Here is a 13,252-nt window from a genome sequence, read left to right as displayed (position 1 = left end):
AATTCCTCATGATATAAAATTGTTCTTTGAAAACTAAATCATATAGAAGAAAAACCAAGATAAAACCGAGTAATCGCCATCTTAGATTCTCTATGTAAATAGAAGAATTAGGGTAAAGAGTAACATCTTTAGCCAAATCAAGTTAAGTTAGAAAGGGCGCACGGTGGATGCCTTGGCACTAGGAGCCGATGAAGGACGGGACTAACACCGATATGCTTCGGGGAGCTGTAAGTAAGCTTTGATCCGGAGATTTCCGAATGGGGAAACCCACTATCCGTAATGGGATAGTATCGTTACTTGAATACATAGAGTAACTGAAGGCAGACCCGGGGAACTGAAACATCTAAGTACCCGGAGGAAGAGAAAGCAAACGCGATTCCCTTAGTAGCGGCGAGCGAAACGGGATTAGCCCAAACCAAGAGGCTTGCCTCTTGGGGTTGTAGGACACTCTACATGGAGTTACAAAGGAACGGGGTAGATGAATAGGTCTGGAAAGGCCAGTCACAGAAGGTAAAAACCCTGTAGTCGAAACTTCGTTCCCTCCTGAGTGGATCCTGAGTACGGCGGGACACGAGAAATCCCGTCGGAAGCAGGGAGGACCATCTCCCAAGGCTAAATACTCCCTAGTGACCGATAGTGAACCAGTACCGTGAGGGAAAGGTGAAAAGCACCCCGGAAGGGGAGTGAAATAGATCCTGAAACCGTGTGCCTACAAGTAGTTAGAGCCCATTAATGGGTGATAGCGTGCCTTTTGTAGAATGAACCGGCGAGTTACGATTACATGCAAGGTTAAGTTGAAGAGACGGAGCCGCAGCGAAAGCGAGTCTGAATAGGGCGATAGAGTATGTGGTCGTAGACCCGAAACCAGGTGATCTACCCATGTCCAGGGTGAAGTCCAGGTAACACTGGATGGAGGCCCGAACCCACGCACGTTGAAAAGTGCGGGGATGAGGTGTGGGTAGCGGAGAAATTCCAATCGAACTTGGAGATAGCTGGTTCTCTCCGAAATAGCTTTAGGGCTAGCCTCAAGGTAAGAGTATTGGAGGTAGAGCACTGTTTGGACTAGGGGCCCCCATCGGGTTACCGAATTCAGACAAACTCCGAATGCCAAATACTTATCCTTGGGAGTCAGACTGCGAGTGATAAGATCCGTAGTCAAGAGGGAAACAGCCCAGACCACCAGCTAAGGTCCCAAAGTATACGTTAAGTGGAAAAGGATGTGGAGTTGCTTAGACAACCAGGATGTTGGCTTAGAAGCAGCCACCATTTAAAGAGTGCGTAATAGCTCACTGGTCGAGTGACTCTGCGCCGAAAATGTACCGGGGCTAAACGTATCACCGAAGCTGTGGATTGACATCTATGATGTCAGTGGTAGGAGAGCGTTCTAAGGGCGTTGAAGCTAGACCGTAAGGACTGGTGGAGCGCTTAGAAGTGAGAATGCCGGTATGAGTAGCGAAAGATGAGTGAGAATCTCATCCACCGAATGCCTAAGGTTTCCTGAGGAAGGCTCGTCCACTCAGGGTTAGTCGGGACCTAAGCCGAGGCTGAAGAGCGTAGGCGATGGACAACAGGTTGATATTCCTGTACCACCTTATGAATCGTTTGAGCGATGGGGGGACGCAGGAGGATAGGGTAAGCGTGCTGTTGGATTAGCACGTCCAAGCAGTTAGGCTGGTAATGAGGCAAATCCCATTACCGTGAAGGCGGAGCTGTGACGGCGAGGGAAATATAGTACCGAAGTTCCTGATTCCACACTGCCAAGAAAAGCCTCTAGCGAGATTCAAGGTGCCCGTACCGCAAACCGACACAGGTAGGCGAGGAGAGAATCCTAAGGTGAGCGAGAGAACTCTCGTTAAGGAACTCGGCAAAATGACCCCGTAACTTCGGGAGAAGGGGTGCTCTTTTGGGTGCAAGCCCGAGAGAGCCGCAGTGAATAGGCCCAGGCGACTGTTTAGCAAAAACACAGGTCTCTGCGAAGCCGTAAGGCGAAGTATAGGGGCTGACACCTGCCCGGTGCTGGAAGGTTAAGAGGAGGGGTTAGCGTTCGCGCGAAGCTCTGAATTGAAGCCCCAGTAAACGGCGGCCGTAACTATAACGGTCCTAAGGTAGCGAAATTCCTTGTCGGGTAAGTTCCGACCCGCACGAAAGGTGTAACGATCTGGGCACTGTCTCAACGAGAGACTCGGTGAAATTATAGTACCTGTGAAGATGCAGGTTACCCGCGACAGGACGGAAAGACCCCGTGGAGCTTTACTGTAGCCTGATATTGAATTTTGGTACAGCTTGTACAGGATAGGTAGGAGCCTTGGAAGCCGGAGCGCCAGCTTCGGTGGAGGCATTGGTGGGATACTACCCTGGCTGTATTGACATTCTAACCCGCACCCCTTATCGGGGTGGGAGACAGTGTCAGGTGGGCAGTTTGACTGGGGCGGTCGCCTCCTAAAAAGTAACGGAGGCGCCCAAAGGTTCCCTCAGAATGGTTGGAAATCATTCGTAGAGTGTAAAGGCACAAGGGAGCTTGACTGCGAGACCTACAAGTCGAGCAGGGACGAAAGTCGGGCTTAGTGATCCGGTGGTTCCGCATGGAAGGGCCATCGCTCAACGGATAAAAGCTACCCCGGGGATAACAGGCTTATCTCCCCCAAGAGTCCACATCGACGGGGAGGTTTGGCACCTCGATGTCGGCTCATCGCATCCTGGGGCTGTAGTCGGTCCCAAGGGTTGGGCTGTTCGCCCATTAAAGCGGTACGCGAGCTGGGTTCAGAACGTCGTGAGACAGTTCGGTCCCTATCCGTCGTGGGCGTAGGAAATTTGAGAGGAGCTGTCCTTAGTACGAGAGGACCGGGATGGACGCACCGCTGGTGTACCAGTTGTCTTGCCAAAGGCATAGCTGGGTAGCTATGTGCGGAAGGGATAAGTGCTGAAAGCATCTAAGCATGAAGCCCCCCTCGAGATGAGATTTCCCATAGCGTAAGCTAGTAAGATCCCTGAAAGATGATCAGGTTGATAGGTTTGAGGTGGAAGCGTGGTGACACGTGGAGCTGACAAATACTAATAGATCGAGGACTTAACTAAAATGAAAAGTGGAAAAAAGCCCTAGACTTTTGAAGCTGGACAAAAGATTACTTGGTTCCTGTGTTTTTCTTCCTATATGATTTAGTTTTGAGAGAACAACTCATAAAAACATAATAGTCTGGTGGCGATAGCGAGAAGGTCACACCCGTTCCCATACCGAACACGGAAGTTAAGCTTCTCAGCGCCGATGGTAGTTGGGGGTTCTCCCCCTGTGAGAGTAGGACGTCGCCAGGCATATTTTATATTACCGTCGCGGGGTGGAGCAGTCTGGTAGCTCGTCGGGCTCATAACCCGAAGGTCGCAGGTTCAAATCCTGTCCCCGCAATCAAACCGGAAAATCCTTAGGGTCAAACCTAAGGATTTTTTTTTAGAAAAAAAGGAAACATTGTTACATTTATTAGGAATGTTTCCTCACTATCTATATAATGAAGATAGGAAAAATAATCTTAGACAAACTAGGTGAGTTTTATGGATAAATTAATATGGAAAACAACTAATGCGGATGAGACAATGGCTTTTGCTACAAGGCTTGCTGAGCTCTTAGATAAAGGAGATGTGCTGACACTTGAAGGAGACTTAGGTGCAGGAAAAACTACCTTTACAAAAGGATTAGCAAAAGGGCTTGGGATTACAAGAACAGTTAACAGTCCGACATTCACGATTATTAAGGAGTATGTAGGAAGACTTCCTCTTTACCATATGGATGTTTACCGAGTGGAAGATGCCTTTGAAGATCTTGGTTTTGATGAATATTTTGAAGGTAATGGTGTTACAGTTGTAGAATGGGCTCACTTAATAGGGGAACAGCTGCCAGAAGAATATTTGAAAATAAGTCTTCACTATAAAAATGAGACAGAAAGAGAAATTGTGCTAAACCCCTATGGGTCAAGATATGTGCACTTATGTAAGGAGTTAATGAAATGAAAATACTAGCCATTGATACATCCAATCTTGTATTGGGCATCGCAATTATTGATCAGGATAAAGTTATTGGAGAATATATTACAAACCTGAAAAAGAATCATTCTGTCAGAGCAATGCCGGCAATTGAAATGCTAATGAAGGAATGTGATGTAAGCCCAACTGATTTGACGAAAATCGTAGTAGCGAAAGGTCCTGGTTCTTATACAGGTGTCCGGATTGGAGTTACAATAGCAAAAACACTTGCTTGGACGTTGAACATTCCGCTTGTTGGCGTGTCTAGTTTGCAGGTTCTGGCAGCAAGTGCTGGCCGGTATTTCCCAGGCAGTGTAAGTCCACTGTTTGATGCAAGAAGAGGGCAAATATATACAGGCCTATTCAAGTTTACTAACGGGAATGTAGAGCAAGTGGAGAAGGATCAGCTTATCCTAGCAAAGGATTGGGTAAGCAGATTAAGTTCGGAGCAGGAAAAGGTATTATTTACTGGTAATGACCTATCCATCCATAAGGAATTATTTGAAACAGAATTAAAAGAAATTGCTGTGTTTGCAGATTATGCAGACTTTAACCCAAGGCCGTCTGTTTTGGCGAGGTTAGGCCAAGCTATGGAGGCAGAGGAAGTCCATCCATTCACTCCGAATTATATTCGTCTTGTAGAGGCAGAAGCAAACTGGCTTAAGGCAAATAATAAAGAGTTAAAGGAAGAGTAGATTATTATGGCAGATTATCTTTTTCGAGAAATGACCATTGGAGATATTGATAATGTCCATATAATTGAGACACTTTCCTTTAGTACGCCATGGAGCAAGGACGCTTTTTATAATGAATTGACTCATAATAAATTTGCTAAGTATATAGTCATTGAAAATGGAGAGCAATTGGTTGGTTATATTGGGGCATGGATTGTCATTGACGAGGTTCATATTACGAACATTGCCATTTTGCCTGAATTCAGAGGCCAAAAGCTTGGCGAACAGCTACTAGGAACAATGATGGAACAATCAAAAAGACTTGGAGCTAAGTCAATGACATTGGAAGTAAGGGTGTCAAACACAGTTGCCCAAAACCTGTATAAGAAGCTTGGTTTCCAAAATGGGGCAATCAGAAAGAACTATTATACCGATAATCAAGAAGATGCTTTAGTAATGTGGGTGAATATATAATGAAAAAAGATATTTTAATAATGGGAATGGAAACAAGCTGTGATGAGACGGCTGTATCTATCATTAAAAATGGAACTGAAATACTATCGAATGTTGTAGCTTCTCAAATTGAGAGCCATAAAAGATTTGGCGGTGTGGTCCCTGAGATTGCCTCAAGGCATCATGTTGAACAAATAACATTGGTTATGGAAGAAGCATTAAAAACGGCTGAAGTAACCTATAAAGATCTAGATGCTATAGCCGTCACAGAAGGTCCTGGACTTGTTGGTGCTTTGCTTGTTGGTGTTAATGCGGCAAAGGCAGTCAGCTTTGCACACGGTATTCCTCTTGTTGGAGTCCATCATATAGCAGGACATATTTATGCAAACCAGCTTGTGGATAATTTAGAATTTCCTCTATTGGCATTAGTCGTATCTGGTGGTCATACAGAACTTGTATATATGAAGGAACATGGCCATTTTGAAGTAATTGGTGAAACAAGGGACGATGCAGCAGGGGAAGCTTATGACAAAGTGGCAAGAACTTTAAAGCTTCCTTATCCAGGGGGACCGCATATAGACAGGCTGGCGGCTGAAGGAGAAGCGTCCATTAAGCTGCCGCGAGCATGGCTGGAAGGCAGCTATGATTTTAGCTTCAGCGGGTTAAAGTCGGCAGTTATCAACACTGTTCATAATGCTGAACAAAGAGGAGAAGTCATCAAGCCAGAAGATTTGGCGGCAAGCTTTCAAGAAAGTGTAATTGATGTTTTGACGACGAAAACACTTCAAGCAGTTAAGGAATATAAGGTAAAGCAGGTTGTCCTTGCCGGCGGAGTTGCTGCAAACAAAGGATTAAGAACTGCTTTAGAAGAGAAATTCTCAGGGCTTAAAGATGTTAAATTAACGATTCCACCGCTATCTTTATGCACAGATAATGCTGCAATGATTGGTGCTGCAGGAACAATTTTCTATAAAAAAGGTCAAAGAGCACTTTTAGATTTGAATGGAAATCCTGGTTTAGATATTACTATCCACAACTAGGTATAAATCCCTGTTTATAAACAGGGATTTATTTTTCGTTTTTAATTCGTGTGTCCACATACCTGTGGATAATGTGGGTAAAAACAGAATAAATTGTGGATAGTGTGAATAATCCTGTGGAAAGCTAATATAATAGCTATTTTTATGTGGATAAAAATGTGGAAAAAAAGTACTGGGCAGATTACCGCCCAGTACTTTTTACTTATCTGACAATTCAGTCCACTCATCCATAAGTCTGTCTATTTCACTTTTGAATTCCTCTAGTTCTTTATTCAGTTCAAAAACCTTTTCGTGGTCTTGGAAAATGTCAGGCTCACATAGTTTTTCCTCATGCTCTGCTACATTTTGCTCTAAGCCTTCAATTGTTTTCTCAATTTCTTCAATGCGGCGCATACGTTGTCGTTCTGCCTTTTTAGCTTCTTTATCCTGTTGATAGGACGTTTTTTCTGATGCTTCAACAGCTATTGCTGAACTTAAAGCATTCGTTTCAAGTGCAAGCAGTTCTTCTTGCTCTAATTTCTTTTCTACATAATAGTCATAGTCCCCAAGAAATTCAGTAGAACCCTCTGGTTGTAGCTCTACCACTTTTGTCGCGATCCGATTAATGAAGTAACGGTCATGGGAAACAAATAATAACGTGCCAGGATAATCAATCAGAGCATTTTCTAACACTTCTTTGCTATCCAAATCAAGATGGTTTGTGGGCTCATCCAAAATGAGAACATTTGGCTTTTCCATCATAAGCTTTGCAAGAGCAAGCCGAGCTTTTTCTCCGCCGCTTAATGAATTAACAATCTTCAAAACATCATCACCAGAGAAAAGAAAATTGCCTAATACTGTCCTGATTTCTTTTTCAGGTCTTAGGGGAAACTCGTCCCATAACTCATTCAATACCCTTTTATTAGAATGAAGTTCTGCTTGTTCTTGATCATAATAGCCCACCATTACATTTGTTCCCCAAGCAGTAGTTCCAGCATGCTTTTCAATTTTTGAGATAATCGTCTTCAATAATGTTGATTTGCCGACACCATTAGGTCCAACCAATGCAACACTATCCCCTCTGGTCAACTGGAAGGTGATGTTTCGCGAAACAGTATTGTCATCATAGCCAATAGCAAGATCTTGGATTTTTAACACATCATTACCTGTTTGCTTCTCGATTTGAAATCCAAACGAAGCGGACTTTTCATCTCCATCTGGACGATCGAGTCGATCCATACGGTCAAGTGTTTTTCTTCTGCTTTGTGCTCTTTTCGTAGTGGAGGCTCTTGCCAGGTTTTTTTGAATGAATGTCTCAAGCTTTGCAATCTCTTCCTGTTGTTTTTCGTAAACCTTCATGTCCCGTTCATAGTTCTCCGCTTTTTGTTCTAAGTAAGAGCTGTAATTTCCAATAAACTTCTGAATATTGGTCCGAGAAAGCTCATATATTTGGGTTACAACTTTATCTAAGAAATAACGGTCATGGGAAACAATAAGGACTGCACCATCATATCCTTGTAAATATTGCTCAAGCCATGAAAGTGTTTCTATATCCAAATGATTTGTTGGCTCATCCAGAATTAAGATTTCAGGTGTTGTGAGTAATAGCTTTGCAAGAGCAAGCCTTGTTTTTTGGCCTCCGCTCAATGTTGAAATTTTTGTGCTGTAATCAAAGGATGCGAAATTTAAACCGTGAAGAACAGAGCGAATATCTGCTTCATACTGATATCCCCCATTTTCCTTAAAGTTATATTGGAGTACATCATATTCCTTCAAAATCTTTTCGAACCTATCAGGCTGGGTGCTAACAGCTGGGTCTGCCATCTGCTGCTCGAGCTTTCTAAGTTCCGCTTCTTGCTGCTGAAGGCCTTTAAAAACAGTGAGCATCTCGTCCCAAATGGACAAGTTTGATTCAAGACCGGTATTTTGAGCTAAGTAGCCAATTTCAACATTTTTTGGCTTGATGATCTCCCCGGAATCATAGGAAAGCTGGCCAGCAATCATTTTTAATAAAGTAGATTTTCCAGCACCATTTCTGCCTACTAACGCAATTCTGTCTCTTGTTTGCACTTCTAATTTTATATTGGATAAGATTATTTCAGCTCCAAAGTATTTGGAAAGCTGATTCACTTGTAAAAGTATCATTACGAAATTCACCTCAAAATGTATGTATATCAAGTGTAACTTAAATGTAAGGGAAACCGCAATAAAGGCAATCGCAGGCTACGAAAATTCTTTAATGATACACTTTATCAGGAAAATAGTGTATGATTTGCTTAGAGGTGTTAAAAATGAAGAGTTTTACACACTTTAATGATGAGGGTAGAGCAAAAATGGTTGATATAAGTGAAAAAAGCGAAACAGCTCGTAATGCAGTAGCTCACTCAAGCATTATTGTAAATAAACATATATATGAGAGCATTAACAATAATACGATAAAAAAAGGAGATGTTTTGGCTGTAGCCCAAGTAGCAGGCATTATGGCAGCAAAGAAAACATCTGACTTAATTCCGATGTGTCATCCCATTTCCTTAAAGGGAGTCGATATTTCCTTCCATTGGGAAGAAGAAAACGATGATTACCGTCTAGTTATAGAGGTGTCGGCAAAAACGGTTGGAAGTACTGGAGTGGAAATGGAAGCATTAACTGCAGCATCCGTTACGGCCTTAACAGTTTACGATATGTGCAAAGCAATTGATAAAGGAATGGTCATTGGCGAAACCTATTTGCTTGAGAAATCAGGCGGAGTTAATGGTTCATACAAAAGGAATAGATAAACAGCAGGGATAGATAAGATGTAATATTAAGGTAGGGGATCACAATGAGCAATGAGATAATGAAGATACCGCAAGCGACTGCGAAGCGGTTGCCTTTATATTATCGCTTCTTAAAAAATTTGCATTCATCAGGGAAACAAAGAGTTTCGTCTGCAGAACTGAGTGAAGCAGTGAAGGTAGATTCAGCTACCATCAGAAGAGATTTCTCGTATTTTGGAGCATTAGGGAAAAAAGGGTATGGATATAATGTAAATTATCTGCTTTCCTTTTTCCGAAAAACACTAGATCAAGACGAACTGACGAAGGTTGCCCTGATTGGTGTAGGAAATTTAGGGGTTGCCTTTTTAAATTATAATTTCTTGAAAAACAACAATACGAAAATTGAAGTGGCATTTGATATTGCAGAAGACAAGGTTGGACAGCCTATTGGAGATGTAGATATTCATCATATGGACGACCTGGAAAAGGTTATCCTTGAGCATGATATCCAGGTTGCTATCTTAACTGTACCAGCTGCAGTTGCACAAACGATTACTGATCGTCTTGTTGATAGCTCCATTAAAGGTATTTTGAACTTTACACCAGCCCGATTGTCAGTTCCTGCAAGTGTACGCATTCATCATATTGATTTAGCGGTTGAGCTACAATCTCTAGTTTACTTCCTTAAGCATTATCCAACACCAGAGGTAACAGAAGAGGAATAGAGGAATGAGCCTAAAAAAAGCAATTATAAATGCTACATTTATAATTGCTTTTTTTTATATTTATACAAGGTTTATCTTTCCTGCTTTTTGCGAGCAGCCCTTTTAATGAAATAATGGAAGGAGATAAGACGAATTCCAGTTCCTATATCAAATGTTGCCAGTATGACAAGAATATAGGAGAAGAATCCCCAGCCTCCATGATCACGGACTGATTGAACAGCAAAATAGGTAAATAAAGCACCGAGTATTAAATATAGTATTCCAGAGAGTAATGCTGACTTCCTCATAAAAATCCTCCAATAAATTGTGAAATATTCTCCATATTCCTTTGCCATTCCTCAATGGCATCCAGATTATACTGGATGATAACGACTAGTGAGTTCATTGCTACATGAGCAGTAATCGGAACCCAGATTCTTTTTGTCCTAACATAAAGGAAGGCGAAGGTGAAGCCCATGCTGGCATACAGCAGAATATGCACAAATTCCATATGTGCGGCCGCAAAGACAAGGGAACTAATCAGCGCAGATAGAAAGAAGCCTAATCGGTTATAGAGTACCCCGAAAATAATCTTTCGAAAGATTATCTCCTCCAAGATTGGACCGGCAACGGCAATCACAAGTATCACAAGCGGACTGTACTCAACAAAGCCCATAAGCTGCTGCGTATTTTCTGATTCTTGCTCTATACCTAAAGCCATTTCAATGGAGCCGGCAATACTTTGAGCAACCAAGGAAAGAAATACACCTGCCACTGCCCATCCAATGCTTGCAGGGATGCTCGCGGCATTGTGGCGAAGGGGATTTTTCATCTCATGACGAAGCAGGATAAGGATAATTAGCAATGTCACAACAAAGCTGAAAATCAGCCAAATAACTACGGAGGCCATTCCAAGATTTGCAGTATCATACCCGAGCAGCTTCCCGATAAACATAACGATGGGAACACCAATTAATGTCGATAATTGCATAGCAATATACGATATTACAATAATCCAATATTCTTTTTTCAAGATATCTTACTCCTTTTCGATTATTCTACTATATAGAATAAGCATATAAAGATAAGAGCTTATGTATTCTTCCCATTAAACATAATGGCAAATCGCTTTATGCAGATAATGATTAGAATGAGTAATACATACACTATTTATTCTACTAATAAGTGCTTGCTTACTCAAATAGAACACATTAAAAAGAGGAGAATTTATGAATAAAGTCGAAGAAAGAGTGTATACTTCTTAAAGGCGTGAAAACTACGAGGTTTAATTTTTTTGTAAAATCTAAGTGTTGTCTCTTGCAAATTATAAAAAGATTAATTAATATAATAATTGTGTTAGCACTCAAGAGTGATGAGTGCTAATAGTGATGAATTTACATAAAACTTGAGGAGGTTGTTTCACTTGTTAAAGCCATTAGGAGATCGAATTGTTATTGAGCTTGTTGAAACAGAAGAAAAAACTGCAAGTGGTATCGTGTTGCCTGATTCTGCTAAGGAAAAACCACAAGAAGGTAAAGTAGTAGCAGTTGGAAACGGCCGTGTTCTTGACAATGGAGAGCGTGCTGCACTCGATGTTTCTGTTGATGATGTAATTATCTTCTCAAAATATTCTGGAACTGAAGTTAAATATGAAGGGAAAGAATATTTAATCCTTCGCGAAAGCGACATTCTTGCAATCGTACAATAATAGAAAAATTAATATATACGTAATTTAAAATACTTGAGGAGGTTTTTTTAAATGGCTAAAGATATTAAATTTAGTGAAGAAGCTCGCCGCTCTATGCTTCGTGGTGTAGATGCACTTGCTGACGCAGTTAAAGTAACACTTGGACCTAAAGGACGCAATGTTGTGCTTGAAAAGAAATATGGTTCACCACTAATCACAAACGATGGTGTTACGATCGCAAAAGAAATCGAATTAGAAGATGCTTTTGAAAACATGGGTGCAAAACTTGTAGCTGAAGTTGCAAGCAAAACAAATGATGTTGCAGGGGACGGAACAACAACTGCTACAGTATTGGCACAAGCGATGATCCGTGAAGGACTTAAAAACGTAACTGCTGGTGCAAACCCAATGGGTATCCGCAAAGGGATGGACAAAGCGATTGCAACAGCTATCGAAGAGTTGAAGGCTATCTCTAAACCAATCGAAGGCAAAGCTTCTATTGCACAAGTAGCTGCTATCTCTGCTGCTGACGAAGAAGTTGGTCAATTGATTGCAGAAGCAATGGAACGTGTTGGTAACGACGGTGTTATCACAATTGAAGAATCTAAAGGATTCACAACTGAATTAGATGTTGTAGAAGGTATGCAATTCGACCGCGGATATGTATCTCCTTACATGGTAACTGATTCAGACAAAATGGAAGCTGTTCTTGACAACCCATACATCTTAATCACTGATAAGAAGATAACTAACATTCAAGAAATCCTGCCAGTGCTTGAGCAAGTTGTTCAACAAGGAAAACCATTATTGATCGTAGCAGAAGATGTAGAAGGTGAAGCAAATGCTACATTAGTAGTGAACAAACTTCGCGGAACTTTCACAGCTGTTGCTGTTAAAGCACCAGGCTTCGGTGATCGCCGTAAAGCAATGCTAGAAGATATCGCTGTATTGACTGGCGGAGAGGTTATTACAGAAGATCTTGGCTTAGACCTTAAATCTGCAACAATCGAATCATTAGGCCGCGCTGCAAAAGTTGTTGTTACAAAAGAAAACACAACAATTGTAGAGGGTGCTGGAGATTCAGCAAGCATCGCATCACGCATCAACCAAATCCGCGCTCAATTAGAAGAAACTACTTCTGAGTTCGACCGTGAGAAATTACAAGAGCGTCTTGCTAAGCTTGCAGGCGGAGTTGCTGTCGTTAAAGTCGGCGCTGCGACTGAAACAGAATTGAAAGAGCGCAAATTGCGCATTGAAGATGCATTGAACTCAACTCGTGCTGCAGTGGAAGAAGGTATTGTAGCTGGTGGTGGTACTGCACTTCTAAACGTATACAACAAAGTTGCTTCTATCGAAGCAGAAGGCGACGAAGCTACTGGTATCAACATCGTTCTTCGCGCAATCGAGGAGCCAGTTCGTCAAATCGCTCACAATGCAGGTCTTGAAGGATCAGTTATCGTTGAGCGCCTTAAACACGAAGCAGTTGGAACAGGCTTCAACGCTGCTAACGGCCAATGGGTAAACATGATTGAAACAGGAATCGTTGACCCAACTAAAGTTACTCGTTCTGCACTTCAAAACGCAGGAAGCGTTGCTGCTATGTTCTTAACAACAGAGGCTGTTGTAGCAGATAAACCTGAACCAGCAGGCGCTGGTGCTGGAATGCCTGATATGGGCGGCATGGGTGGAATGGGCGGCATGATGTAAGGCTAAATAAGCCAAACATCTGAAAAATAGCTACTACTATTTTTCACCCTATATGAGAAAATATTCTCACACCAACCCCACTTTCTTTTTGAAGAAAGTGGGGTTTTTTTGTGTTTGGATTCCTATTTATTCCAGAATAAAACTTTTTTTAATTACATAAATCAACTTGCTGGGTTCAAGTACTATAATAAAATGGGATAAATATATTCTGTTTAATTGAAAGCGCTTATTAATCAAATCT

Annotated in this window: 11 protein-coding genes, 1 tRNA gene and 2 rRNA genes; 11 read left to right on the top strand and 3 right to left on the bottom strand. The window is 41.8% G+C overall.

Annotated elements, in window-relative coordinates:
- Positions 1 to 140: 140 nt before the first annotated feature.
- The 7 genes from NQZ71_RS00585 to tsaD all read left to right on the top strand — a co-directional run bounded on the left by NQZ71_RS00585 (position 141) and on the right by tsaD (position 6,178).
- A 23S ribosomal RNA gene (locus tag NQZ71_RS00585) occupies positions 141 to 3,075 on the top strand.
- Between the two features lie 117 nt (positions 3,076 to 3,192).
- Positions 3,193 to 3,309, top strand: a 5S ribosomal RNA gene (rrf, locus tag NQZ71_RS00580).
- A gap of 17 nt (positions 3,310 to 3,326) precedes the next feature.
- Positions 3,327 to 3,400, top strand: a tRNA-Met gene (locus tag NQZ71_RS00575).
- A 143-nt stretch (positions 3,401 to 3,543) separates the two neighbouring features.
- On the top strand, positions 3,544 to 3,999 hold the full coding sequence (tsaE, locus tag NQZ71_RS00570) for a tRNA (adenosine(37)-N6)-threonylcarbamoyltransferase complex ATPase subunit type 1 TsaE (RefSeq protein WP_144458404.1): 456 nt from the start codon (positions 3,544 to 3,546) through the stop codon (positions 3,997 to 3,999).
- Positions 3,996 to 4,706, top strand: coding sequence for a tRNA (adenosine(37)-N6)-threonylcarbamoyltransferase complex dimerization subunit type 1 TsaB (gene tsaB, locus NQZ71_RS00565; RefSeq protein WP_144458405.1), 711 nt, complete (start codon positions 3,996 to 3,998; stop codon positions 4,704 to 4,706). Before tsaE ends, tsaB begins: the two co-directional genes overlap by 4 nt.
- 6 nt (positions 4,707 to 4,712) lie before the next feature.
- A complete protein-coding gene (gene rimI / locus NQZ71_RS00560; RefSeq protein WP_144458406.1) occupies positions 4,713 to 5,159 on the top strand; it encodes a ribosomal protein S18-alanine N-acetyltransferase in 447 nt (148 codons plus the stop codon).
- A complete protein-coding gene (gene tsaD / locus NQZ71_RS00555; protein WP_144458407.1) occupies positions 5,159 to 6,178 on the top strand; it encodes a tRNA (adenosine(37)-N6)-threonylcarbamoyltransferase complex transferase subunit TsaD in 1,020 nt (339 codons plus the stop codon). The genes rimI and tsaD overlap by 1 nt, the downstream gene beginning before the upstream one ends.
- A 198-nt stretch (positions 6,179 to 6,376) precedes the next feature.
- Here tsaD and NQZ71_RS00550 read toward each other — a convergent pair whose 3' ends face one another.
- Positions 6,377 to 8,302: an ABC-F family ATP-binding cassette domain-containing protein gene (locus NQZ71_RS00550; protein WP_144458408.1), complete on the bottom strand. Its 1,926-nt coding sequence runs from the start codon at positions 8,300 to 8,302 to the stop codon at positions 6,377 to 6,379.
- Between the two features lie 146 nt (positions 8,303 to 8,448).
- Between NQZ71_RS00550 and moaC the strand changes: the two genes are divergently transcribed.
- Both moaC and NQZ71_RS00540 read left to right on the top strand, forming a co-directional pair.
- Positions 8,449 to 8,934, top strand: a complete 486-nt coding sequence (gene moaC, locus NQZ71_RS00545) for a cyclic pyranopterin monophosphate synthase MoaC (RefSeq protein ID WP_144458409.1) — start codon at positions 8,449 to 8,451, stop codon at positions 8,932 to 8,934.
- Between the two features lie 44 nt (positions 8,935 to 8,978).
- Positions 8,979 to 9,638, top strand: a complete 660-nt coding sequence (locus NQZ71_RS00540; RefSeq protein ID WP_144458410.1) for a redox-sensing transcriptional repressor Rex — start codon at positions 8,979 to 8,981, stop codon at positions 9,636 to 9,638.
- A 71-nt stretch (positions 9,639 to 9,709) separates the two neighbouring features.
- Here the strand turns inward: NQZ71_RS00540 and NQZ71_RS00535 are convergent, their stop codons facing one another.
- Complete coding sequence (locus tag NQZ71_RS00535; protein ID WP_127742664.1) at positions 9,710 to 9,925, bottom strand: YdiK family protein; 216 nt, start codon at positions 9,923 to 9,925, stop codon at positions 9,710 to 9,712.
- Positions 9,922 to 10,650 (bottom strand): CPBP family intramembrane glutamic endopeptidase, encoded by a 729-nt coding sequence (locus tag NQZ71_RS00530; RefSeq protein WP_144458411.1) that lies wholly within the window; start codon positions 10,648 to 10,650, stop codon positions 9,922 to 9,924. Before NQZ71_RS00530 ends, NQZ71_RS00535 begins: the two co-directional genes overlap by 4 nt.
- A gap of 390 nt (positions 10,651 to 11,040) precedes the next feature.
- On the opposite strand from NQZ71_RS00530, the gene groES reads away from it, so the two are divergent.
- Together groES and groL are read left to right on the top strand one after the other, a co-directional pair.
- Positions 11,041 to 11,325, top strand: coding sequence for a co-chaperone GroES (gene groES / locus NQZ71_RS00525; protein WP_127742660.1), 285 nt, complete (start codon positions 11,041 to 11,043; stop codon positions 11,323 to 11,325).
- A gap of 51 nt (positions 11,326 to 11,376) precedes the next feature.
- Positions 11,377 to 13,011 carry a chaperonin GroEL gene (groL, locus tag NQZ71_RS00520; protein WP_144458412.1) on the top strand — a complete coding sequence of 545 codons (1,635 nt, stop codon included), beginning with the start codon at positions 11,377 to 11,379 and terminating at the stop codon, positions 13,009 to 13,011.
- The last annotated feature ends 241 nt before the right edge of the window (positions 13,012 to 13,252 follow it).

Source organism: Niallia taxi (assembly GCF_032818155.1).
Lineage (GTDB): Bacteria > Bacillota > Bacilli > Bacillales > Cytobacillaceae > Niallia > Niallia taxi_A.
The sequence above is the reverse complement of the archived record's forward strand: the minus strand, read 5'-3'. Positions and strand labels throughout refer to the sequence as shown.